Origin of the sequence: Sulfitobacter sp. TCYB15 (assembly GCF_040435955.1) — a bacterium.
GTDB classification, from domain to species: domain Bacteria; phylum Pseudomonadota; class Alphaproteobacteria; order Rhodobacterales; family Rhodobacteraceae; genus Sulfitobacter; species Sulfitobacter pontiacus.
Map to the genome: position 1 here is coordinate 1,464,517 of NZ_CP159193.1, position 22,332 is coordinate 1,486,848.

Genomic DNA, 22,332 nt, shown 5'->3' on the forward strand with positions numbered 1-22,332 from the left:
GCAGCGACATGGGTAAAATTCTTGCTCTTTTGCTACCTACATCGCGACGTTTTGGTCTAGAAGCATCGCCAAGCCGCCCCATGCCCCGCCATGGCCCCGATAGATTGCAATGACGACCTTACCAAAAAGGACCGCCACAGATGAGCGCCACAGCCCGCAAGACCGCCCCCATGCCGACGGATATTCTGGCCCGCAAAGGGGGGGCTCCGCTGGTGAGCCTGACCGCCTATACCACGCCGATGGCGCAAGTGATGGATGGCATCTGCGATTTCGTGCTTGTGGGCGATTCAGTGGGGATGGTGCTGCACGGGCTGCCCTCGACGCTTGAGGTCACGATGGAGATGATGATCCTGCACGGTCAAGCGGTGCGGCGCGGGCTGACCCAGTCGATGCTGGTGATCGATATGCCCTTCGGCAGCTACGAGCAAAGCCCTGCCCAAGCCTTTGAGAACGCGGCACGCTTGATGCGCGAAACCGGTGCCGGTGCGGTCAAGCTTGAAGGGGGGGAGGTCATGGAAGACACCATCGCCTTCCTGACCAAACGCGGCATTCCGGTGATGGCGCATATCGGCCTGACGCCGCAGTCGATCCACACGCTTGGCGGGTACAAGGTGCAGGGGCGCGGTGCGGCCGCCACGCAGCTGATGGCCGATGCGCAGGCGGTGACGCGGGCAGGGGCCTTTGCCGTGGTGCTTGAGAAAGTGCCGCAGGCTTTGGCGGACCAGATCACTGAAACGGTCGCCATTCCCACCATCGGCATCGGTGCGTCAGCACAATGTGACGGGCAAATTCTGGTGGTCGATGACATGCTGGGGCTGTTCACCGCCTTCAAGGCGAAATTCGTAAAACGCTATGCCCATCTGGGCGATGACGCAAAGGCCGCGGTGCAGGCCTATGCCGACGAGGTCACGGCGCGATCCTTCCCCGGACCCGAGCATGTATTTTCTGACGAGGTTTCCAAAACATGACACCCGAAATTATCCGCACGCTGGTTGAACTGCGCAGCAAGGTCGCCGGATGGAAAGCCGCGGGCGAAAGCGTCGCCGTGGTGCCGACGATGGGCGCGCTGCATCAGGGGCACCTGAGCCTCGTGCGGGCCGCAAAAGAGGCGTGCGACCGTGTGATCGTAACGATCTTCATTAACCCCAAACAATTTAACAACCCTGACGACTACAAGAACTACCCCCGCACCGAGGAAGAGGACGCGCGCAAGTTGATCGCGCTGAAGGCGGATGTCGTCTATGTGCCAGATGGGGAACAGATGTACCCCAACGGTTTCGCGACGACTGTGTCGGTCGAAGGCATCACCCAAGGGCTGTGCGGGGCGCATCGGGCAGGGCATTTCGACGGGGTTGCGACCATCGTGACCAAACTCTTTACCCAGACCCAGGCGGACAAGGCATTCTTTGGCGAAAAGGATTATCAGCAGCTTCAGGTGGTGACCCGTCTGGCGCGTGATCTGGACCTGCCGATAGAGGTGATCGGTTGCCCCACCATCCGCGAGGAAGACGGTCTGGCCATGTCCTCGCGCAACCTGCTGCTGTCGGACCGCGCCCGCACCTGGGCCCCCGAACTTCACCGCGCGATGGAGGAGATGTCAGAGGGGCTGCTTGCTGGTGGCGATCTGGAAACGCTCCGCGAGGCGGCGGTGTCGCGGGTGGAACGAGCGGGCTTTACGCAGGTGGAATACCTTGACCTGCGATCTGCTGACCAGTTGGAGCTGATGACCACACCCAACCGCCCCGCACGTCTGTTGGCCGCCGCGTGGCTGGCCGGTGTGCGGCTGATCGACAATATCGCCGTCGGTTAAATCGCCGTCGGCCAGACATGGAAAAGCGGGGCCCGCTAAGGCCCCGCTGATCGTTTGGCTTGGAACGGTGCGGTGTTACTTGCCGCCGATGCTGAGGGCAGAGGCCATACCGGGGGCTTTGGATTCCCCGCCCAGCTTCTCGCGCACACCGGCCTCGATCTTGTCGCCGGTGTCTTTGTCGATGTTGCGCCAGTATTCAAAGGCACGGACCAGCACCTTTTCGCTGACACCGTCGCACAGGTGCCCCACCACATTCGACACCAAACGTTCGCGGGCATCGGCATCCATCACCTCGCGGACGAGCTTGCCGGCCTGGCTCCAATCATCGTCATCGGGGCGCAGGGTATAGGCCTGACGCACCATGTCGCCATCGGAATACCACAGGCCCGCTTCATGCTGATGCGGCTGCGCAGAGGGCCCACCATATGAGTTGGGCGCATATACCGGATCAGAGACTTTTTCAGTCCGGCCCGCGCCGTCTTTCGAATAGCTATGGGTCGGCGAGACGGGTTTGTTGACCGGAATCTGCTTGTAGTTGACACCCAGCCGCGCGCGGTGCGCGTCCGCGTAGGAGAAACCCCGTGCCAACAGCATCTTGTCTGGCGACAGACCGACGCCCGGCACCATATTGTTCGGCTCGAACGCGGCCTGTTCGATCTCTGTATGGAAATCGGTGGGGTTGCGGTTCAGGGTCAGCTTGCCGACCTCGATCAGCGGGTAGTCCTCGTGCGGCCAGACCTTGGTCAGATCAAACGGGTTGATGCGATAGGTCTTGGCATCCTCGTAAGGCATGATCTGCCACTTGAGCGTCCAGCTGGGGTAGTTCCCGTCGCGGATGTTGTTGAACAGATCGGCGCGGTGGTAATCGCCGTTGGTCCCCGCCAGCTTGTCGGCTTCATCCTGGCTAAGGTAGGCATTGCCGTCGCCCTGATCGGTGTGGAAGTGGAACTTGACCCAGAACTTTTCACCCTCGGCATTGACCAGCGAATAGGTGTGGCTGGAATACCCGTTCATCTCGCGCCAGTTTTTCGGAATGCCGCGGTCGCCCATGAGATAGGTCACCTGATGTGCGCTTTCGGGCGAGAGCGTCCAGAAGTCCCACTGCATATCGTGGTCGCGCATGTTGTTATCCGCACGGCGCTTCTGGCTGCGGATGAACTGCTGGAACTTGATTGGATCGCGGACAAAGAAGATCGGGGTGTTGTTGCCGACCATGTCAAAGATGCCTTCGTCGGTGTACATCTTGACCGAGAAGCCGCGCGGGTCGCGCCATGTGTCCGGGCTGCCGCGTTCGCCTGCCACGGTCGAAAACCGCATCACCACATCGCATTTCGCGCCGGGCTGGAAAATATTCGCCATCGTGTACTTCGATACGTCTTGCGTCGTCTCGAAGGTGCCAAATGCGCCCGAGCCTTTGGCGTGGGGCTGGCGCTCTGGAATACGTTCGCGGTTAAAATTCGCCATCTGTTCCAGCAGATAGTGGTCATTCAGCACGATCGGGCCATCGGGGCCAACGGTCAGCGAATGCTCATCGCTTTGAACGCGAATGCCAGCGTCTGTGGTTGTGGGAGGGGTTTGCTTCTTGTCGGTCATCTGTAGCTACTCCTTCAGGGTCCACAGGCAAAACCTGTAGCGTGACGGATGGTTCCCGACCAAATGCGTAAGGAGTTGGATAGAGCTGTGGCCGCTTGGCGCGCTTAATGGGTCGCCGTGTGAAAGCGGATCACCTGCGCGTTATCCGCCGGATCGACAAGGAAATGCCCGCAGACGCCAAAGACCTCGCGCAGGAGGGTTTCGGTCATGATCTCGGAGGGGGTGCCGATGGCGCGCAGCTTGCCATCTTGCAAGACGCAGATCCGGTCGCAGAGCGTGGCTTGGTTCAGGTCATGCAGGGCGATGATCGCCGTTGTCGGCAAGCGCTGGATCAGTTCAAGGATCGACAGCTGGTGGCGGATATCCAGATGGTTCGTCGGCTCGTCAAGCAGCAGCACTTGCGGCCTTTGGGCCAGTGCACGGGCGATATGAACGCGCTGTTGTTCACCGCCCGACAGCGTGTGCCAGTGGCGGTCGCCAAAACCCGACAGATCCACATCCGCCAGCGCCTGCGTGACGATGGCGTCGTCCCCTGCGCTCCACCCGCGCAGGGCGGACAACCACGGGGTGCGGCCCAGTTCAACGGCATGGCGCACGGTGATGCGATCTGCGGTATCGGCGTGTTGTTCGACCAGGGCCAGCCGCTGCGCGATATCGCGCTGGCGCATCTTTGCAAGCGGTGCGCCGTCCAGCTCGACCCGCCCGCGCGAGGGTTTCTGAATGCCGGCAAGCATATGCAGTAACGTGGATTTGCCCGACCCGTTGGGCCCGATCAGCCCCAGCTTTTCGCCCGGCCGCAAGGACAGGGACACGTCATCGACGATGGCGCGGTTGCGCACCCGCCAGCCCAGTTCGTGACAGGACAGAATCATGGCGACGTCCTTTTGCCAATCAGGATCAGTGCAAAGACCGGCGCGCCGACCAAAGCGGTCACCACGCCGATGGGTAGTACTTGGCCCGGTACAATCACCCTCGAAATTACATCGGCAAAGACCAGAAACACCGCCCCCGCCAGTGCGGAAGCAGGCACAAGGATCGCGTGACGATGCCCCACGACGATACGCATGGCATGGGGGATCACCAGCCCGACAAAGCCGATCGCACCCACCACCGAGACCATTACCGCCGTGACCAGCGCCGCCGTGCCGATCAGCAGCAGCTGCACGCGGCGCACCGGAATGCCCAAGGACGCGGCGCTGTCGCTGCCGAAGGTAAAGGCATCCAGCGCGCGGGCGTGCCACAGGCAGGCCAGCAGCCCGATCATCGCCGCGGGCAGGGCGCTTAGTACATCGGGCCAGCGCACGCCCGACATATTCCCCAAAAGCCAGAACATGATGGCACGGGCCTGTTCGGCATTGGCCGATTTCGTGATCATCAGCGCGGTCAGAGCGTTGAACATCTGGCTGCCCGCAATACCGGCCAGCACGATCACGCCCGCGGCTTGCAGACCCACACCGCCCCCTGCCGCCTGCGCCAGCAAGGCGACAAAGGCAAAGGCCACCAGCGCCCCGCTGAACGCACCGATAGACAGCGAGATGGCACCACCCCCCAGCCCGAGGATGGTCACCGCCACAGCACCCGTGGACGCCCCCGCGGAGATGCCCAGCAGATAGGGATCCGCCAGCGCATTGCGCAGCAGTGCTTGCAACACGACGCCCGACAGCGCCAGACCGGCGCCACAGCACATCGCCACCACGGCCCGCGCCATGCGGTAGTTCCACACGATGCCCTCGTCGATCTTGTCCACCGCATAGCCCGCGTTCAGCGCCTTGTTGGCCAGCACCTTCAGCACCACCAGCGGCGGGATAGAGACCTCGCCGATGGCCGCACCAAACAGCAATGCGGCCAGCAGCACCGGCGGGATGATCACCCACCAGTGCCACTGCGGCCTGCGCATCACAGAGCGGTCGATTGCGGTCATTTGGCTAGATCGAAACCGGACAGCGCGTCAGCCATCGTTTCCAGCGCATAGATCGCACGCACGGTCGGGTCCATCGCATGGGCGTCCATGGTGATGATGCGGCCCTCTTTCACCGCGGTCATCTCGCGGGCGACGGGGTCGTTCATCAGGAAGGTGCGTTTTTTCTCGATGTCATCCGCGGGGAAGCGGCGACGGTCCATTTTGGCGAGCACGATGAAGGTCGGGTCGGATTTCGCCAGAGTCTCCCATCCGACCAGCGGCCATTCCTCGGCCGAGGTCACGACGTTTTCGACGCCAAGCTTGTCCATCATATAGGCGGGCACACCCTGTTGACCTGCCACATAAGGGTCCGCCGCCATCTCGGACGACGAGAACCAGAACAGCGCCGAGGTGCCTTGGGGCAGGTTCAGCGATTTGGCTTTCTCGACCGCCTTTGCCTCGCGCGATTGCAGGTCTGCCAGCAGCGTGGCACCGGCGTCTTGCGCGTTGTAGATACGGGCGAGCTCTTCGATGCTGGTATACAGCTGCTGGGTCGTGAACAGTTCAGATCGCGTGCCGTCCGCGCCGACAGAGTTATCCTTGGCCGCGCAATCGGTGGGCATCACATAGGTCGGCACGCCCACCTCGTGAAAGCTGTCGCGGGTGCCGACCATACCTTCGGGGCCGACATGCCATTCATACATAACGGTGACCAGATCGGGGCGTTTGCCCAACACGCTTTCAAAGCTGGGGTCGTTGTCCGCCAGCCGTTCAATCGCATCGTTTGTCTCTTTGAACTCTGGCAAAACGGGGCTGAACCAGACAGAGGTTCCCGCGATCCGGTCCTGCTGGCCCAGCAGATACAGGATCTCTGTCGTGGATTGCCCGATGGTCACAGTGGTCTGGGGGGCCGCGTCAAAGCTGAGCGTATGGCCGCAGTTGTCGATGGTCAGCGGATAGTCTGTCTCTGCGCCAAGCGCGGTGCTGCCCGCAAGGCTCGCAATCAGGGTCAGGCTGGAAAAAACTGGTTTCATATCAAGGGCTCCGGTTGGTCCGATGCCGGGGTCTTTGAATAGAAAGAGAAGGGGCCAGCCAAATGGCGCGCGGGCGCATTTTGGTCTGCGCGTGTGGTAAGATCCGGTCCCATCATCATCCTCTCCCGAGCAACCCCGCCCGGTGTTTCAGGTTCAGTGTCGGCAGGTCTCCTGACTGACGGATCGCGGCTGTCCCCGCCTTCCCGGACCTTGAGGCCCAGTGGCATGATGGAGGTAGCTCACCGTCTACAGTTGCGGGGGCAGTTCCGGTTCATCCACACCAAAGCGCGGATGGCGAATTCCCTATTATTTCCCGAAGGAAACCGACCCGGTTTCGATGACAGTTGTCCGCCCACCCGTCAAGTTGCGTTTTTGCGGTCGTCATCGCGGGACAAAGGCAAATAACGCAGGCCACGGTTCCGCAGAACGGGCGAGAGGCAAATAACAAAGGGATGGAAAACCAAGTGGCAGCCCGTAGGGGAGTCGAACCCCTCTTTTCAGGTTGAAAACCTGACGTCCTAACCGATAGACGAACGGGCCACTTAACTTGTGAGCGCTTCTTTAGGCAAAGCCATCGGCGGGCGCAAGTGCAAGCCGCATGAGAAAGCGGGGAAATACGGCAAAAAAATCACAGATTTTAATGCCGTACTTCAAGGGGCGTATGGCGAGGGGGGATCGTCGCGTGAAACGCGCGCTGCGCTCGGGATGCGGGCGCGCGTTTCCCTTAGATTTCCCAGTGAAGACCCGTCGCTTTTTCGGAGACGGTCCAGAGTTTCTCCATCACGGGTTTGTCGTAGGCATGAGGGTTCAGCGTGCCTTTGCCAACGGGCCCTCCGGTTTGCAGCCATCCGGTCGGGCCATAAAGCGCGCGCTGTGCCAACCCGTCTTCGGTCGCGCACATGACCTCGGGATACGCGCCTTTTTCGGCGGATTGCACCATTGGCGTCTTGCTCATCATCCACCAGGTGACCCGTGTGAAAAGCCCGCCGCTTGTGCTGATCAGCGAGGTCGCCGACGCGCCGGGGTGGCAGACGTACACTTCAACGCGGCTGTCGGTGGCTTTCTGCCGGTCCTGAAGCTCATAGGCAAACATCATCTGCGCCAGCTTGCTTTGGCTGTAGACCGCGTTGGCGCTATAGTTCTTGTCCCAGTTCATGTCGTCGAACTGTATCGTCTTGATCCCCATGTTGTACCCGAGGCTGGACACCACAACGATCCGGCCCGCACTTTCCTGAATGCGATCAAACAGCATCCCGCACAGCAGGAAGTGTCCGTAGTGGTTGGTGCCAAGCTGGCTTTCGAACCCGTCAACGGTCAGTTGCTGTGTCGGCACCTGTGCGATGGCTGCGTTGCAGATCAGCGCGTCAATCCGGGGAACGGTGCGTTGTACCTCCTCCGCCGCGGCGCGCACGCTGGCCAGATCTGACAGATCCATCCGCACAAAGCTCACCTCGGCGTTGGGACCGAACGTGTCCTTGAGCGTTTTGACCGCGGCGATGGATTTGTCGGCGTTGCGGTTCAGCATGACGACTTTTGCCCCCTTGGACAGCAGGATGCGCGTGGCCTGAAAGCCCGCACCGGCCGTCGTGCCGGTGATGAGATATGTTTTCCCCTTGAGCGATCCAAGGCGATCAGGTGTCCAGCCTTTGGGTCCGAAAGTCGTGTCCTTCATCGTCATGTTCCTTTTCGATGTCAGCGCGGCAGCGATGCGCGCTGTGTTTGGTGTTGAAGGGTAAATAGCTCTCGGTTGGCTCTCAAAACAGGCGAGATCGTCGCGAATACTTGCCTGATTGTATCACGCGCTTGCGAAAAGCGGATGTGACGCAGTAGATTGCCCTCATGAGCAAAGACCAGATCAGACAGCTAATCCGAAACAACGCGACCCAAGAGGGGCTGACGGGAACCGGCATTGACGGGGTGCGCCTGTTTCGGGCCACGCAGGCGATTCCTTGCGTGCCGGCGGTCTATGAACCCAGCGTTATTGCTATCGTCAGCGGCGCGAAAGAGGCCGTGCTGGACGGGCAGAGGTACATTTATGACGACAGCCGATATATGTGCTGCCCGATGTCGATGCCGGTGAAGGCGGGCACGCCGACCGCCTCTGCCGAAAGCCCGCTCTACGGGGTTATCATTTCGCTCGATAAGCGGATGATGACAGAACTGTCGATGGAGATGGAAAATACCGGCAATGTGATTCCCGAGGTCAAAGGCGGTTTGCGCGCGCAGGGGATCAGGCTGGCCGCTTGGGATGATGCCTTTGCCGACGCGCTGCTGCGTTTGCTGCAATTGGGTGGCAATCCGGCGGATACGGCGATCCTTGGCGAGGCACGGCTGCGCGAGCTTTACTACGCGATCCTGAAGGGGGAGGCAGGGCGTTTTGCCAGACAGGCCTTCGGCGCGGGCAATGCGATCGCACGGTCGATCGCGCATGTATCCTCTCACCTGGACGCGCCGATCTCTATTGATGATATGGCGTCCCGCGCCGGGATGAGCCGCGCCGCCTTTCACCGCAAGTTCAAGCAGGTGACGACGATGGCCCCGATCCAGTTTGTCAAATCCATGCGGCTCAACAATGCGGCGATGAAGATCGCAGGCGGCATGTCCGTGAACGAAGCGGCGGTCGATGTGGGATACGTCAGCCCGTCGCAATTCAGTCGCGAATTCAGGCGGATGTACGGGCAATCCCCGCGCCAATGGGGGGATGCCCAGCAGTTTCCGGTTGAAATGGGCCAATAAGGGGCTGCCATCGCCTGTGCGTTGGCAGCTCCTTTGCACAAGTCTGGTGCTATGATCAGACGTCTACGACCACCTTGCCGATGGCTTGCCCGCTGGTCAGGCGGTCATAGGCCCCGCCCACCGTATCAAGGTCGAATCTCTGGTCATCAAGCAAGGGCTTCAGCGCCCCTGCGTCCACAATCTCTGCCAGTTTGGTGAGGATCTCCCCGTGCTTTGCACGGCCTTGGTTGGCAAGCATTGGAAGCAGCATAAAGATGATATGCAGCGACAGCCCTTTGAAGTGCGCAGGGGACAGGTCGATTTCCAGCAGCCCAACGGTCGACGCGATATGGGCGTTCAGGGCGGCGGCCTCGAACGAGTTTGTCATGTTGGCACCGCCCACGGTGTCAAAGATCAGATCAAAGCCCGCGCCATCGGTATATTTGGCCACGTAATCGGCGATCTTTTCTGCGGCGAAATCAATCGGCGTCGCGCCATATCCCTTGATGACGTCGATCTGTTTGTCGCCGGTGCCTGTGCCATAGACCTCTGCGCCAAAGTGTTTGGCCAGTTGCACCGCAAGGTGACCGACCCCGCCAGCACCGCCCTGAACCAGAACCTTCTGGCCCGCCGCGATGCCTGCCCGCTCAAGCCCTTCATAGGCGGTGATGCCGACCAATGGCATGGCGGCCGCTTCGCGCATTGAGATGGATTTGGGCTTATGCGCAATCAGCCTGGCATCGGCGCGTATGAATTCCGCCAGCGCGCCTTGAATATCGGTGACCCCGCCGGCGCAACCGTATACTTCATCGCCCACGGAAAAAGCGGTCACCCCGTCACCGACAGCCTCGATCACGCCCGCAAAATCCATGCCCAGAACAGCCGGCAGTGCAGGGGATAGCGGCAGATCAGCCCCCATAGAGCGGATCATCGTATCCACGGTGTTGATGCTTGTGGCAATGATGCGAACGAGAACATGGCCGTCGGTCGCTATGGGTTTGGGCAGGTCGGCAGCTTCGAACGTCGCGTCGCCACCCTAGGCGGTAAGGGTCTTGGCTTTCATGGTGGTCATCCTCGGGTGTGCCTGATGCCCACCTAAAGACTGCCGTGATTTATGTAATTGACCTGATTTTGAGCTCAGTTTTCTGATTACGGATGTAATAGGCGAGCCGCAAACCGCCGTCAGAGACCTCAGGGCTTAGCCGTCCAGCCTGCCGCGCGGGATCAAACAGCGCAGAAACAATGGCAAACACATCTCGCCCAACATCATGGCGCAGTGTCTTCTGAATGTCGGGTGAAGGCACAAGTGGCAGCCCGTAGGGGAGTCGAACCCCTCTTTTCAGGTTGAAAACCTGACGTCCTAACCGATAGACGAACGGGCCACTTAGCTTGTGAGCGCTTCTCTAAGGAATGCGGCGCAGGCGCGCAAGCAGAAATCGAAAGAAAATGAAAAATTTTTACGCAGGTGCCGCATCTTCCAGACGCAGCTGCACCGACTGTCGGCCGCGCCAGGTATTGATGTCCAGACGGCCCGCCAGATGGAACCGTGCACCACCGTGGTTTTCCAGCGCCGGACCAAGCGGGCCGTCAAATGCACCAAAGGCGATGGCGTCCATTTTGGTGTTGTTGCCGTCGCCGAAACTGATCTTGAGGTGGCTTTCACCCACCCGCTTGGCAAACCGGATCTGCATGTCGGCAAAGGCATATCGCGGGGCAGGGGCACCGGCCCCGAAGGGGCCTGCCTGTTCCACCTGCTGCGCCAGTTCCACCGTCGCGGCGGCGGGCATCAACATGCCGTCCAGCTTCAGGTCTGCCGCGCCGGCCAGATGCGCGCCCTGCTTGGCCAGTAGCTCTGACAGCCGCGCCATGGCGGCGTCCAGCTTGTCTTCGGCCACGGTCAGCCCGGCGGCCATCTTATGCCCGCCGCCCTTGATCAGCAGCCCCTCGGCCGCCAGCCGCTGGATCGGCGCGCCCAGATCGATCCCCGAGACAGAGCGGCCAGAGCCTTTGCCAATGCCATCCTCGAACCCGATCACGATCGACGGCCGGTTCGACGCCTCTTTCAAACGCGAGGCGACGATGCCCACCACGCCCGGGTGCCAGCCCGCGCCCGAGGCCCAGACCAAAGGCGCGTCAAAGCCGCGGGCCTCTGCCTGATCCAGCGCGGCGGCGCGAACGGCGGTTTCGACATCGCGGCGCTCGGTGTTCAGCAGGTCCAGCTTTTCGGCAAGCGACTGCGCCTCATGGGGATCATCGCAGGCCAGCAGCCTTGCCCCCAAGTCCGCTTGCCCGATGCGCCCGCCCGCGTTGATCCGCGGGCCAAGCAGAAACCCAAGGTGATAGGCCGCTGGGGCCGTATCCATCCGTGCCACATCGGCCAATGCGGCAAGCCCCAATCTGTCGCGCCGCGCCATGACGCGTAGCCCCTGACGCACAAAGGCGCGGTTCACGCCGATCAACGGGGCGACATCGGCCACAGTGGCCAGCCCCACCAGATCCAATAGCGCCATCAGGTCAGGCCCGCGTGTGCCCGCTTCGCGCAGTTGGCGCCCTGCCTCGACCAGCATCAAGAACACCACTGCCGCGGCACAAAGATGCGCCAAGGCACCGTCTTCATCCTGCCGGTTGGGGTTCACCACGGCCAAGGCGTCGGGCAGGGTCTCTCCGCCCAGGTGGTGGTCCAGAATAACGACATCCGCCCCGACCGCCGCGGCCACCGGCCCATGGGACAAGGTCCCGCAGTCAACGCAGACGATCAGATCATGGGCAGCCGCCAGTTCGGCCATCGCGGCGTCATTGGGGCCATATCCTTCGTCGACCCGGTCCGGTACATAAAGCGTCGCGGCGCAGCCCATCTCGCGCAGCCAGACCAGCAGCAGCGCGGCAGAGCTGCCACCATCCACGTCATAATCCGCAAAAACGGCTATCCGCTGACGCGCTTTGACCGCAGCAAGAAAACGGGTCGCGGCTTTCTCCATGTCGCGCAGGGATCGCGGGTCAGGCAGCAGATCGCGCAACGACGGCGCAAGAAACGCTTCGGCCTCTTCCGCCGCCACACCGCGCCGCGCCAGCACCTGACACAGGGCCAGCGGCAGGCTGGTCTGCTGCACCAGAACTTCGGTCGCGCGTTCCACCTCGACACCGGGGCCCACCCAGCGACGCCCCGTCAAAGACGCATCAACACCTAGAAAGCTCATGCATCTCCCCCTTCCAAATGGTCAAAAATCCTCGCCGAAGGCATCCGTCCCATCCTCCCCACAATGGGCAGGGCAGGGGGGCGGCCGCGCCCCTCGGGGTTACAGATCCTCGATCCGTAGCGCCACGGGATCGCTTGCCAGCACACCGGTTTTCGCCATCGCGGCCAGAGCCTCGTCCAGCGCGGTGCGGCTACATTTATGGGTGACGATCAAGACGGGTGCCTGATCGCTGCGGTGTTCGGTCTGGCGCATGCGGTCGATGCTGATCCCGGCCTCACCCAGAACGGTGGCGACTTTGGCCAGGGCTCCGGGTTTGTCCAGCAGGCCCATGCGCAGATAGAAGGCGGCGGGGCGCTGCGACAGGGCCGCGGTGGCCGAGGCGAGCGTTGCCGCCTTCTGGCCAAAGACCGGGCCATGCCAGCCGCGTGCGATATCGCAGATGTCAGACAATACGGCGCTGGCGGTGGGGCCTTCACCGGCACCGGGGCCGCGCAGGACGATCTGCCCGATGGCATCGCCTTCCAGCACGATCATATTGGTCCCGCCCGCGAGTTGCCCCAGCGGAGAGCTGTCGGGCACAAGGCAGGGCTGCATGCGCTGTTCCAGCCCGCGGCCGGTCATTTGCGCGACGCCGAGAAGCTTGATCTTATAACCCATATTCGCGGCAGCCTGAATGTCGTCGATGCTGACGCGCTGGATGCCTTCGATCTCGATCCCGTCGAAATCCACCTGTGTGCCAAAGGCGATCGAGGACAGGATCGCCAGCTTATGCGCCGCGTCAATCCCGCCCACATCAAGGTTCGGGTCCGCTTCAAGATAGCCAAGCGCCTCGGCCTCTTCGAACAGGGAGTTATAGCCGTTTCCGGTCTCTTCCATGCGGGTCAGGATATAGTTGCAGGTGCCGTTCATCACGCCCATGACGCGGGTGATCTCGTTCCCGGCAAGGCTTTCTGTCAGCGCCTTGATCACGGGGATGCCCCCGGCCACGGCGGCTTCGTAGCGGATCAGACAGCCCGCGGCTTCGGCTTGTTCGGCCAGCGCCTGACCGTGGATCGCCAGCAGCGCCTTATTGGCAGTGACCACATCCTTGCCCGAGGCAAGCGCGGCTTCGGTCGCGTCCTTGGCGGGGCCTTCGTCGCCGCCCATCAGTTCGACAAAGACATCCACATCATCACGTTTTGCCAGTGCGACGGGATCATCTTCCCACGCGTAGCCCGACAATGTGACACCGCGGTTCTTGTCGCGGCTGCGGGCAGAGACGGCGGTGATGGTGACGGGGCGACCGGTGCGGGCCTCGATCAAGGCAGCCTGCTTGCGGATGATCCGCACCACGCCGACCCCAACGGTGCCCAATCCGGCAATCCCAAGACGAAGCGGTTGTGACATGGTGCAATCCTTTTGGTGGTGCGCGGCAGCGGGCTGCGGCGTTTAGGGGGTTTAGCCGCGATGTAGCCCTTTCCCACCGCGCACGCAACGCGACATTGCATGCGCCTTATTGCAAACCTTGGGACAAACGCTGCTTTTCCGACCCCGACAGAACCGATCCGCGCAAACGCGCCGCGCGCGCCTGCAACCGTTCGACCCGTGATGTCAGCCCGTTTTCGGTTTGCGGGATGTTCACCTGTCCGGCCTCGGCCTTGGCAAGCAGCGGATCGACCGGCACAAGCGCGGGGTAGTCCGAGGCGAGAAGCTCGGGCGTGGCACGGCTGTCAAGCGCGGGAAACTGCGTGCAGGCCGCGGGCAGGGTCAGCGCGGCAAGGCAGAGCGGAAGAAGGATACGTTGGGTCATAGGTCAGTCATGCACCAGCGACGGAAATCGCGCAAGCAGGGGTTTGCCTTTGAACATGCGTTCAATTAACCTTTGAGCCATGGCGCGTACAACCGGATCACATTCTGACATCACTCGGCCCAAAATCCGTGCGGCGGCGTTGCGGCTTTTCGCCCGTCACGGCTTTGCTGCCGTGTCCATGCGGGCACTGGCGACGGAGGTCGGGGTGCAGGCGGGCGCATTGTATAATTACACGCCGGACAAGCAGACGCTGTTGTTCAGCCTCTTGCAGGACCATATGAACGACCTGCTTTCGGCCTGCGACAGTGACCCCAGTCAAAGCGCGGTGGATCGCTTGCGCCAATTCGTCGATTTTCACATCCGCTTTCACGCCGACCGCCCGGACGAGGTGTTCATCTCTTATATGGAGCTGCGCAACCTCACGCCCGAGAATTTCGCCGAGGTCGAAGCATTGCGCCGCCAGTATGAAGACCGGCTAGAGACGATCTTGCGCGACGGGGCGGCGGCGGGGGATTTCGCCATCGCGGATACCAAGATCGCGACCCTGGCGGTGATTGCGATGCTGACAGGGGTGAATACGTGGTTTCGCGCAGGCGGACGGCTGTCGCTGGACGAGGTGATCGCGCAATATTGGGATATGGTGCGCAAGTCCGTCACGGCGGGGTAGGCCCCCGCACGTAACGCTGGTTTTCACGGCGCTCAGGGGCGCAGGGCGTTAATCGTCGAAGCCGACGAACCGCGTGACCTCTTCGACGGGGCGGCGGGTAGAGACGACGGCATTGGCCGAAAAATCCTCGTCCGGCCAGCCCATGGCGACGCAGGTCATGATCACCTGATCGTCGGGGATTTGCGCATGTTCACGCACCACAGGCGATTGCATGATGCCCTGACCGTTGATCACGCAGCCCAGACCTTTGCTCCACGCGGCGAGGACAAGGCCGTAGGTCACCGCGCCCAGATCGAAATGCGCGATGGTGCCGTTGTCATCCAGCGACTTGTCAAAGCAGACCACGATGGACACCGGCGCGTCAAATTGGCGGAAGCCGCGCATCACCCAATCTTGGCGGCGCTCCTTGTCGTCGCGTTCGATCCCCATGGCAGCAAAGAGCTGTTTCGCGATGCCGACCTGCCGGTCGCGGTGGACACCGGCATAGGCCCCGTGATCGCTGATTTCACGCACCGGCGGCACGCCTTGCAACATACGGGTCGAATTCCCTTCACGGACTTTCTCAAGCGGTTCGCCGGTCAGCACATGCAGATGCCACGGCTGGGTGTTCATCGAGGATGGCGCGCGATTGGCCAGTGCGATGACCTCTTCCAGCAGGGCGCGCGGCACGGGGTCTTTCTTGAAGCCCCGGATGCTGCGCCGTTCCTGCATTGCCTGTTTCAGTTCCATCTTGCCCTCCCGCAAATTTCCTGACGGCTGTCAGACTGTTGCAGTTCCGCGGTGGGGTCAAGCGCGGGTGGGGCCGCGTGCCGCTGCGTCAGATCAGCAGTTCGGCACGTTGACCGCCAGCCCCCCAAGCGAGGTTTCTTTATATTTTTCAGACATATCCGCACCGGTCTGACGCATGGTTTCGATGCAAGCATCCAGCGGCACCAGATGCGTGCCATCGCCGCGCAGCGCAAGCGACGCGGCGGAGACCGCCTTGATCGCGCCAAGCCCGTTGCGTTCGATGCACGGCACCTGCACCAGACCGCGCACGGGGTCGCAGGTCATGCCCAGATGATGCTCCAGCGCGATTTCGGCGGCGTTCTCGATCTGCTGCGGCGTGCCGCCCATGACGGCACAGAGCCCGGCGGCGGACATGGCGGCGGCGCTGCCCACTTCGGCCTGACAGCCCGCTTCCGCCCCCGAGATCGACGCGTTGAATTTGACCAGCCCGCCGATCGCCGCAGCGGTGAGCAGGAAATCCTCGATATGCGCCTCCGACGCGCCGGGGACGTGATCCAGATAATAGCGCAAGGTCGCGGGCATCACACCCGCCGCGCCGTTGGTGGGCGCGGTGACGACTTGCCCACCGGCGGCATTTTCCTCGTTCACCGCCATAGCGTAAACGCTCATCCAGTCGTTGATCGTGTGGGGCGCGCGCTGGTTCTGGCCGCGTTCTTGCTGCAGCGCATCATGGATCGCTTTGGCGCGGCGTTTGACATTCAACCCGCCGGGCAGGATGCCATCGGTTTCGAGCCCGCGGTTGATGCAGTCGTTCATCACCTGCCACAGCCGCTTGGTGCCGTCGCGCAGCTGCGCCGCCCCGCCGCGCGATTCCTCGTTGGCGCGTTTCATCTGGGCGATGCTCTTGCCGGACTCTGCCGCCATCTGCAGCATCTCGGTTGCGGACTTAAACGGGAAGGGTATCGGCGCGCCCTCGTCTGTGTCCTTGCCCGCGGCCAGTTCGGCTTCGGTCATCACGAAACCGCCGCCGATGGAATAATAGGTCTCGCGCAGGGTGACATCGCCTTGGGCGTCGGTGGCCATCAGCATCATCCCGTTGGCGTGGCCGTCGAGCTTGTTGTCATAGTCAAAGATCATATCGGACTTGGGCGCGAAACTCAGCGTGCCAAACTCGGGCAGGGTGATCGTCTGCGTGCGGTTGATCTCGGCCAGTACCTCTTCGGCGCGGTCATTGTCGTAGTCTTGCGGCGTGAATCCCGCGAGGCCAAGGATCGTGGCGCGGTCCGTGGCGTGGCCCACACCGGTAAAGGCCAGGCTGCCGTGCAGTGATGCGCGCAGGCCCGCGAATTTGAACGGTGAGGCGCGCATCAGGTCCAGAAACCGTGCCGCCGCCACCATCGGCCCCATCGTGTGCGAGGAGGACGGGCCGATGCCCACTTTGAACATATCGAAGACAGAGAGAAACATCAGGTGGCACTTCCTATGGGTGGGGTGGCAAGGCGGGGCGCGGTAAACGGCGTGGGCCCCAGCCCTTCGGCGGTTTGCGCGGCCGCCGTGCAGGGGAGCGTTTCGACCCGAGCGCAAAGCGCGTGCAGATGCGGGGTGGCGCGCAGATCGAACCAGCCGCGATCACGGTTGCGCGGATACAGCGCACACCAGCGCAACAGCGGGGCGAGGTAAAGCGCAAGCGCGAGGGGCAGCGTATCCGCCGCGGCCCGGTCCTCCAGCCTGCGCAGGTGGGTCTGCAACGCTTGGGTTACGGTTGTGTGCAGCGCGTCTTGGGCGGCGTTGTCAACGCCCACGTATTTATCAGGATAAAACAGCATACGCAGGGCAGGGTGCACCGTATTGGCAACGAAAAACAACCACTTGAGGAAATCCGCCCGCGTGGCATCCATCGCGGCAGGGGCCAGCCCGCCATGACGGTCCGCCAGCCACAGCAGGATTGCGCCGGTTTCAAACATCGGCCCGTCCGGCGTCTGCAACGCGGGGATCAGCCCGTGCGGGTTTAGCGCCCGATAGGCGGGGGCAGACTGCCCCTGCGCCGCGCGATCGACCAGACAGGTGTCATAGGCCACGCCCTGCGCCTCGAGCGCGAGGCGGATGATCAGGGAGGCATTGTCGGGGGCGTAGTGCAGCGTGTAATCGGTCATAGGCCGGTGGTATCCCATTGCGCCGGAGGCGGGCGATTGAAAACGACCGATCTGCGCGGTTTGCGGTACTCTATCCAGATTATCGGCGCGTAACACCCCCGTGGCGCCGTGGCGCAGACCATGTGTCACCGCCCGCAGGCCACGCGACGCGACGACAATGCGGTTTTGAGGGTCGCGCGCCGGCGCGGCTGCGTCTATAAGGACGTCGATTAACGAGGAGTCGCTGCCATGACCGGAGAATTGTCACCCATCGATAAGGCCAAATTTGTCGCCGCCAAACGCGCTGCACAATTTGTAGAAGACGGAATGCGCGTCGGATTGGGCACCGGCTCTACCGCCGCGTGGCTGGTGCGCTGTTTGGGCGAAATGGTGCGCGACGACGGCTTGCGGATCAAGGGCGTGCCCACCTCGACCCGTACCGCGCAGCTGGCGCGCGAAGTGGGGATCGAGGTGATCAGCCTGGATGAAGCCAAGTGGCTGGACCTGACCATCGACGGCGCGGACGAGTTCGACGGAGAGCTGAACCTGATCAAGGGCGGCGGCGGTGCCTTGCTGCAAGAAAAGATCGTGGCCACCGCCTCCGATCAAATGGTCGTGATTGCCGACATCGGTAAAGAGGTCGAAACACTGGGCGCATTTCCCCTTCCGGTAGAGGTTATTCCCTTTGGCTGGCAGACCACACAAGCGCTTGTCGAAGAGACTTTGGTGTCGATGGACGTGCTGGGGCGCAATTCCACGCTGCGTATGAACGGCGACATCCCCTTTGTGACAGACGAGGGGAACTACATCCTTGACCTGCATCTCAAGCGGATCGGCAACACCCGCCAGATGGCCTTGGTCATGAACCAGATGCCGGGCGTAGTTGAAAACGGGCTATTCATTGATATCTGTGATGCCGTGGTGATCGGCTATGGCGATGGCCGCGTCGAAGTGCGCGACATCAACGAAGGCACTGTTGATCGCGATAAGATGGAGTTTGTCGAGACGGATAACCTGTTCTCCGACCTGAGCGATTAACAAAGAAAGGCCCCGGCCCAGATGAGCGATTTTGATTACGACCTTTTTGTCATTGGTGGCGGTTCCGGCGGTGTGCGCGCCGCGCGTGTTGCGGCGGGCGAATACGGGGCCAAAGTCGCCCTCGCCGAAGAAGACCGCTATGGCGGGACATGCGTGATCCGGGGCTGCGTGCCGAAAAAGCTGATGGTTTTTGCCTCGGGCTACGCCGAGCTGGTGGACGAGGCGCAGTGCTTTGGCTGGGACATCAAGCCGGGCACCTTCGACTGGCACGCGTTCAAGACCCGTTTGAACACTGAACTGGACCGGCTGGAAGGCGTCTATCGCAAGCTCTTGGCAAATTCGGACGTCGATACCTTTGACCAGCGCGCCACGATTAAGGACGCGCATACGGTGCAGCTGGCCAATGGCGAAACCCGCACGGCCAAACACATCTTGCTGGCCACCGGCGGCCGTCCGGTACGCCCTGATGTGCCGAACGCCCAGCTTGGGATTGTGTCGGACGATATCTTCCATCTCGAAAGCCTGCCCAAGTCGATCCTGATTGTGGGTGGCGGCTATATCGGATGTGAATTCGCCTGTATCCTGAATGGCTTGGGCGTCGAAGTGACGATGTACAACCGCGCGGCACAGATCCTGCGCGGTTTTGATGACGAGGCCCGCGGGCTGATCGCTGAATCGATGACAAATGCAGGCGTCGATATCCACTGCGGCACCAGCATCGTCGAAATGGCGCTGGAATCCGAACACGAGGCGGGCACCATGCCCAGCAACTCTGACGCGGCGATGGGGGCCACGGCTGAACAATCGAACGAGCTGAACAATTGCGACGCGCGCGCAGGCACGCAGGGGCCGATTTGGGTCAAAGCCTCCAACGGGGCCGAGAAGGTCTTTGATATGGTGCTGTTCGCCACAGGGCGCGCACCGAATACCGATGGCATGGGGCTGGAAGAGGTCGGCGTATCGCTGGGCCGTCGCCAAGAGGTCGAAGTCGACGAATACAGCCAGTCGGGCGTCCCGTCGATCTATGCCATCGGCGATGTCACCGACCGCGTGAACCTGACACCTGTCGCGATCCGCGAAGGCATGGCCTTTGTGCAAACCGTCTTTGGAGGCAACCCGACGCCCGTGGATCACGACCTGATCCCGTCGGCCGTGTTCACACAGCCCGAATTCGGCACCGTCGGCCTGACAGAAGAGCAAGCGGCAGAGCAGGAACCGGTCGAGATTTATTCGGCGTCGTTCCGGCCCATGCAAACGGCCTTTGCCGAAAAGAACAAACGTGTGATGATGAAGCTGATCGTCAGCAAGGAAACACGCGTCGTTCTGGGGTGCCACATCGTCGCACCGAACGCGGGCGAGCTGATCCAGCTGGTGGGCATTGCCGTGAAGGCGGGGCTGACAAAAGAGCAATTCGACGCGACCTGCGCCGTGCACCCGACCATGTCCGAAGAGCTGGTCACCATGCGCAGTCCGACACGCACTGCTTGAAGTTCGGGCGAATATGCCCAACTCTGCACAAGATAAAACCGCGTAGGCGGTTGGGATAGGGCCGCTGTCGCGGCCATACATAGGGAAGAATTAATGGCTGGAAATACAGGCGGTCCTTGGGGCGGCGGAGGAAACTCAGGCGGTGGGAACAATGGTGGCGACCGCAACCGGCCCGGAGGGCAGCGGCCCACCGGTGGTGGCGGGCGCGGTCCGGGTGGTGACAAAGGTCAGATGCCCGAAATCGACGATCTGGTGAAAAAGGGTCAGGAACAGCTGCGCGTGCTCATGGGCGGCAAAGGCGGCACTCGTAATTCCGGCGGCTCTGGCGGGAATATGGGCGGCGCAGGCCCCAAGTTCACCCGCGGCACAGTGGGGCTGGGTCTGGTGGCGGCCGCTGTCGTCTGGGGGATGGCAAGCTTTTATACCGTGCGCCCTGAACAGCAGTCGATCGAACTCTTCCTTGGGGAGTTTTCGGGCATCGGGACAGAGGGTCTGAACTTTGCCCCTTGGCCTTTTGTCACCGCCGAAGTCTTTGACGTGACCACCAACCGCGCCGAAACCATCGGCGCAGGCCGCGGTGGCGACGACAACGAAGGGCTGATGCTGACCACGGATGAAAACATCGTCGACATCGACTTTCAGGTCGTCTGGAACGTAAAGAACGCCGAGAACTTCAAGTTCTCGCTGCGGGATCCGCAAATGGCGGTGCGTGCGATTTCTGAATCCGCCATGCGCGAGATCATCGCCCAGTCCGAGCTGGCACCGATCCTCAACCGTGACCGTGCCACCATCGAAGCCTCCGCGCGCGAGCTGATCCAGACCACGCTTGATAACCGCGAGACCGGGATCAACATCATCCGCGTCAACTTCAACAAGGTGGATCCGCCCAGCCAGACGGTCACCGTGACGGATGCAAACGGCAACACGACGCAGGAATCCGTCATCGACGCCTTCCGCGACGTGCAAGCTGCCGAACAGGAACGCGATCGGGTGGAACGTCAGGCTGACGCTTATGCCAACCGCCGCACCGCCGAAGCCCGTGGTGAATCCGCCCGTCTGCTGGAAGCCGCCGAAGGGTACCGCGCACGTGTGGTCAACGACGCCGTGGGTGAGGCAAGCCGCTTTGAAGCGGTATTGCAGGAATATGCAGCAGCACCCGATGTGACCCGTCGTCGTCTGTACATCGAAACCATGGAGAAAGTACTGGGAGACGTGGACAAGATCATTCTTGAAAACGGCTCTGACGGAACCGGGCAGGGGGTCGTGCCTTACCTGCCGCTCAATGAACTCCGCAACTCCAACCGAGGATCGAACTGATGCGTAAACTCAATATCCTCATCCCCGTGGTTGTGATCGCAGCCGTTGTCGCCCTGTCGTCGATTTTTATCGTGGACGAACGTGAACGCGCGCTGGTGCTGCGTTTCGGCCAGATCAAACAGGTGCGTGAAGACGCGGGCATCGGGTTCAAAATCCCGCTGCTGGATGAAGTCGTCCGCTACGACGACCGTATCCTGTCGCTTGAAACGCCGATGATCGAGGTCACCCCCGCCGATGACCGTCGCCTTGAAGTGGATGCCTTTGTGCTGTACCGCATCAATAGCGTGCGCCAGTTCCGTCAGGCCCTTGGCACCGACGGTGGCCGTCAGGCTGAAATCCAGTTGAACGGTATTCTTGACGGTCAGATCCGTGCGGTTCTGGGCTCGCAGGGGGTGACCTCCAACACCATTCTGTCGCCCGAACGCTCTGCACTGATGGACCAGATCCGCGAACGTTCTGACGCGCGTGCGCAGGCGCTTGGTCTGGATGTGGTCGATGTGCGTTTGCGCCAGACCAACCTTCCAGAGCAGAACTTTGACGCGACCCTGCAGCGGATGATCGCTGAACGTGACCGCGAAGCGACCGATGAACGCGCCCGTGGCCGCGAGGCGGCGCAACGTGTCACCGCCCTTGCGGATCGTACCTACGAGGAAATCCTCTCGGAAGCCCGTCGTGACGCCCGTATCACCGAAGGTGAGGCCGACGCCGAGCGGAACAAGATCTTTGCGCAAGCCTATTCCAAGGATGCGGAGTTCTTTGAATTCTACCGCTCGCTCAGCGCTTACGAGCAAGCGTTGAAGGGCGAGAATTCTACCATGGTGATGTCGCCCGACAGCGAGTTCTTTAACTATCTCAAGTCGGACGAAGGCAGCCGCAGCCAACGCGCGACCACCACCGGGACTGGCAACTAATCCTATCCACGG

20 protein-coding genes, 2 tRNA genes and 1 riboswitch are annotated in these 22,332 nt (G+C 61.8%); of the genes, 8 read left to right on the top strand and 14 right to left on the bottom strand.

The window, feature by feature from the left end:
* Positions 1-140 precede the first annotated feature (140 nt).
* Positions 141-968, top strand: a complete 828-nt coding sequence (panB, locus tag ABM428_RS07000) for a 3-methyl-2-oxobutanoate hydroxymethyltransferase (protein ID WP_009826594.1) — start codon at positions 141-143, stop codon at positions 966-968.
* The gene (gene panC, locus ABM428_RS07005) at positions 965-1,810 is read left to right on the top strand and encodes a pantoate--beta-alanine ligase (protein WP_132996850.1); all 846 of its coding nucleotides are present in this window, start codon (positions 965-967) and stop codon (positions 1,808-1,810) included. Before panB ends, panC begins: the two co-directional genes overlap by 4 nt.
* 75 nt (positions 1,811-1,885) lie before the next feature.
* Here the strand turns inward: panC and ABM428_RS07010 are convergent, their stop codons facing one another.
* The 6 genes from ABM428_RS07010 to ABM428_RS07035 all read right to left on the bottom strand — a co-directional run bounded on the left by ABM428_RS07010 (position 1,886) and on the right by ABM428_RS07035 (position 8,009).
* Positions 1,886-3,403, bottom strand: a complete 1,518-nt coding sequence (locus tag ABM428_RS07010; RefSeq protein ID WP_037943874.1) for a catalase — start codon at positions 3,401-3,403, stop codon at positions 1,886-1,888.
* Positions 3,404-3,507: 104 nt separating this feature from the next.
* The gene (locus ABM428_RS07015; protein WP_237278837.1) at positions 3,508-4,275 is read right to left on the bottom strand and encodes an ABC transporter ATP-binding protein; all 768 of its coding nucleotides are present in this window, start codon (positions 4,273-4,275) and stop codon (positions 3,508-3,510) included.
* Positions 4,272-5,300 (bottom strand): iron ABC transporter permease, encoded by a 1,029-nt coding sequence (locus tag ABM428_RS07020; RefSeq protein WP_353628340.1) that lies wholly within the window; start codon positions 5,298-5,300, stop codon positions 4,272-4,274. Before ABM428_RS07020 ends, ABM428_RS07015 begins: the two co-directional genes overlap by 4 nt.
* Positions 5,301-5,320: 20 nt before the next feature.
* Positions 5,321-6,337 (bottom strand): ABC transporter substrate-binding protein, encoded by a 1,017-nt coding sequence (locus ABM428_RS07025; protein WP_353628327.1) that lies wholly within the window; start codon positions 6,335-6,337, stop codon positions 5,321-5,323.
* A 143-nt stretch (positions 6,338-6,480) separates the two neighbouring features.
* Positions 6,481-6,680: riboswitch (cobalamin riboswitch) on the bottom strand.
* Positions 6,681-6,802: 122 nt separating this feature from the next.
* Positions 6,803-6,877 (bottom strand) — tRNA-Glu (locus ABM428_RS07030).
* A 184-nt stretch (positions 6,878-7,061) separates the two neighbouring features.
* On the bottom strand, positions 7,062-8,009 hold the full coding sequence (locus ABM428_RS07035) for an SDR family oxidoreductase (protein WP_132996834.1): 948 nt from the start codon (positions 8,007-8,009) through the stop codon (positions 7,062-7,064).
* 167 nt (positions 8,010-8,176) lie between these two features.
* On the opposite strand from ABM428_RS07035, the gene ABM428_RS07040 reads away from it, so the two are divergent.
* On the top strand, positions 8,177-9,073 hold the full coding sequence (locus ABM428_RS07040) for an AraC family transcriptional regulator (protein ID WP_132996833.1): 897 nt from the start codon (positions 8,177-8,179) through the stop codon (positions 9,071-9,073).
* Between the two features lie 55 nt (positions 9,074-9,128).
* Here the strand turns inward: ABM428_RS07040 and ABM428_RS07045 are convergent, their stop codons facing one another.
* From ABM428_RS07045 to ABM428_RS07065, 5 genes are all read right to left on the bottom strand, one after another.
* Entirely contained in the window at positions 9,129-10,058 is a 930-nt protein-coding gene (locus ABM428_RS07045; protein WP_353628341.1) for a zinc-dependent alcohol dehydrogenase family protein, read from the bottom strand.
* 301 nt (positions 10,059-10,359) lie between these two features.
* Positions 10,360-10,434, bottom strand: a tRNA-Glu gene (locus ABM428_RS07050).
* 75 nt (positions 10,435-10,509) lie between these two features.
* Positions 10,510-12,249: a single-stranded-DNA-specific exonuclease RecJ gene (gene recJ / locus ABM428_RS07055; RefSeq protein ID WP_132996832.1), complete on the bottom strand. Its 1,740-nt coding sequence runs from the start codon at positions 12,247-12,249 to the stop codon at positions 10,510-10,512.
* A 99-nt stretch (positions 12,250-12,348) separates the two neighbouring features.
* Positions 12,349-13,635: a homoserine dehydrogenase gene (locus ABM428_RS07060; RefSeq protein ID WP_353628328.1), complete on the bottom strand. Its 1,287-nt coding sequence runs from the start codon at positions 13,633-13,635 to the stop codon at positions 12,349-12,351.
* A gap of 106 nt (positions 13,636-13,741) precedes the next feature.
* The gene (locus tag ABM428_RS07065) at positions 13,742-14,038 is read right to left on the bottom strand and encodes a hypothetical protein (RefSeq protein WP_132996830.1); all 297 of its coding nucleotides are present in this window, start codon (positions 14,036-14,038) and stop codon (positions 13,742-13,744) included.
* Positions 14,039-14,117: 79 nt separating this feature from the next.
* On the opposite strand from ABM428_RS07065, the gene ABM428_RS07070 reads away from it, so the two are divergent.
* On the top strand, positions 14,118-14,705 hold the full coding sequence (locus ABM428_RS07070; protein ID WP_132996829.1) for a TetR/AcrR family transcriptional regulator: 588 nt from the start codon (positions 14,118-14,120) through the stop codon (positions 14,703-14,705).
* Between the two features lie 48 nt (positions 14,706-14,753).
* Here the strand turns inward: ABM428_RS07070 and ABM428_RS07075 are convergent, their stop codons facing one another.
* The 3 genes from ABM428_RS07075 to ABM428_RS07085 form a co-directional block, all read right to left on the bottom strand.
* Positions 14,754-15,434, bottom strand: coding sequence for a nitroreductase (locus tag ABM428_RS07075; protein ID WP_037943891.1), 681 nt, complete (start codon positions 15,432-15,434; stop codon positions 14,754-14,756).
* A 93-nt stretch (positions 15,435-15,527) separates the two neighbouring features.
* Positions 15,528-16,901, bottom strand: a complete 1,374-nt coding sequence (locus tag ABM428_RS07080; RefSeq protein WP_132996828.1) for an L-serine ammonia-lyase — start codon at positions 16,899-16,901, stop codon at positions 15,528-15,530.
* On the bottom strand, positions 16,901-17,587 hold the full coding sequence (locus tag ABM428_RS07085; protein WP_132996827.1) for a glutathione S-transferase family protein: 687 nt from the start codon (positions 17,585-17,587) through the stop codon (positions 16,901-16,903). Before ABM428_RS07085 ends, ABM428_RS07080 begins: the two co-directional genes overlap by 1 nt.
* Positions 17,588-17,815: 228 nt before the next feature.
* Between ABM428_RS07085 and rpiA the strand changes: the two genes are divergently transcribed.
* The 4 genes from rpiA to hflC all read left to right on the top strand — a co-directional run bounded on the left by rpiA (position 17,816) and on the right by hflC (position 22,320).
* Complete coding sequence (gene rpiA, locus ABM428_RS07090) at positions 17,816-18,604, top strand: ribose-5-phosphate isomerase RpiA (protein WP_005852551.1); 789 nt, start codon at positions 17,816-17,818, stop codon at positions 18,602-18,604.
* A gap of 21 nt (positions 18,605-18,625) precedes the next feature.
* A complete protein-coding gene (locus ABM428_RS07095) occupies positions 18,626-20,092 on the top strand; it encodes an FAD-dependent oxidoreductase (protein WP_132996826.1) in 1,467 nt (488 codons plus the stop codon).
* Positions 20,093-20,185: 93 nt separating this feature from the next.
* Complete coding sequence (hflK, locus tag ABM428_RS07100; protein WP_181358632.1) at positions 20,186-21,409, top strand: FtsH protease activity modulator HflK; 1,224 nt, start codon at positions 20,186-20,188, stop codon at positions 21,407-21,409.
* The gene (hflC, locus tag ABM428_RS07105; RefSeq protein ID WP_009826613.1) at positions 21,409-22,320 is read left to right on the top strand and encodes a protease modulator HflC; all 912 of its coding nucleotides are present in this window, start codon (positions 21,409-21,411) and stop codon (positions 22,318-22,320) included. Before hflK ends, hflC begins: the two co-directional genes overlap by 1 nt.
* Positions 22,321-22,332 lie beyond the last annotated feature (12 nt).

What these genes read in the sequence shown, in the direction of transcription:
- panB (WP_009826594.1), top strand. Translation starts at nt 141, where the DNA reads ATGAGCGCCACAGCCCGCAAGACCGCCCCCATGCCGACGGATATTCTG.
- panC (WP_132996850.1), top strand. Translation starts at nt 965, where the DNA reads ATGACACCCGAAATTATCCGCACGCTGGTTGAACTGCGCAGCAAGGTC.
- ABM428_RS07010 (WP_037943874.1), bottom strand. Translation starts at nt 3,403, where the DNA reads ATGACCGACAAGAAGCAAACCCCTCCCACAACCACAGACGCTGGCATT.
- ABM428_RS07015 (WP_237278837.1), bottom strand. Translation starts at nt 4,275, where the DNA reads ATGATTCTGTCCTGTCACGAACTGGGCTGGCGGGTGCGCAACCGCGCC.
- ABM428_RS07020 (WP_353628340.1), bottom strand. Translation starts at nt 5,300, where the DNA reads ATGCGCAGGCCGCAGTGGCACTGGTGGGTGATCATCCCGCCGGTGCTG.
- ABM428_RS07025 (WP_353628327.1), bottom strand. Translation starts at nt 6,337, where the DNA reads ATGAAACCAGTTTTTTCCAGCCTGACCCTGATTGCGAGCCTTGCGGGC.
- ABM428_RS07035 (WP_132996834.1), bottom strand. Translation starts at nt 8,009, where the DNA reads ATGAAGGACACGACTTTCGGACCCAAAGGCTGGACACCTGATCGCCTT.
- ABM428_RS07040 (WP_132996833.1), top strand. Translation starts at nt 8,177, where the DNA reads ATGAGCAAAGACCAGATCAGACAGCTAATCCGAAACAACGCGACCCAA.
- recJ (WP_132996832.1), bottom strand. Translation starts at nt 12,249, where the DNA reads ATGAGCTTTCTAGGTGTTGATGCGTCTTTGACGGGGCGTCGCTGGGTG.
- ABM428_RS07060 (WP_353628328.1), bottom strand. Translation starts at nt 13,635, where the DNA reads ATGTCACAACCGCTTCGTCTTGGGATTGCCGGATTGGGCACCGTTGGG.
- ABM428_RS07065 (WP_132996830.1), bottom strand. Translation starts at nt 14,038, where the DNA reads ATGACCCAACGTATCCTTCTTCCGCTCTGCCTTGCCGCGCTGACCCTG.
- ABM428_RS07070 (WP_132996829.1), top strand. Translation starts at nt 14,118, where the DNA reads ATGGCGCGTACAACCGGATCACATTCTGACATCACTCGGCCCAAAATC.
- ABM428_RS07075 (WP_037943891.1), bottom strand. Translation starts at nt 15,434, where the DNA reads ATGGAACTGAAACAGGCAATGCAGGAACGGCGCAGCATCCGGGGCTTC.
- ABM428_RS07080 (WP_132996828.1), bottom strand. Translation starts at nt 16,901, where the DNA reads ATGTTTCTCTCTGTCTTCGATATGTTCAAAGTGGGCATCGGCCCGTCC.
- ABM428_RS07085 (WP_132996827.1), bottom strand. Translation starts at nt 17,587, where the DNA reads ATGACCGATTACACGCTGCACTACGCCCCCGACAATGCCTCCCTGATC.
- rpiA (WP_005852551.1), top strand. Translation starts at nt 17,816, where the DNA reads ATGACCGGAGAATTGTCACCCATCGATAAGGCCAAATTTGTCGCCGCC.
- ABM428_RS07095 (WP_132996826.1), top strand. Translation starts at nt 18,626, where the DNA reads ATGAGCGATTTTGATTACGACCTTTTTGTCATTGGTGGCGGTTCCGGC.
- hflK (WP_181358632.1), top strand. Translation starts at nt 20,186, where the DNA reads ATGGCTGGAAATACAGGCGGTCCTTGGGGCGGCGGAGGAAACTCAGGC.
- hflC (WP_009826613.1), top strand. Translation starts at nt 21,409, where the DNA reads ATGCGTAAACTCAATATCCTCATCCCCGTGGTTGTGATCGCAGCCGTT.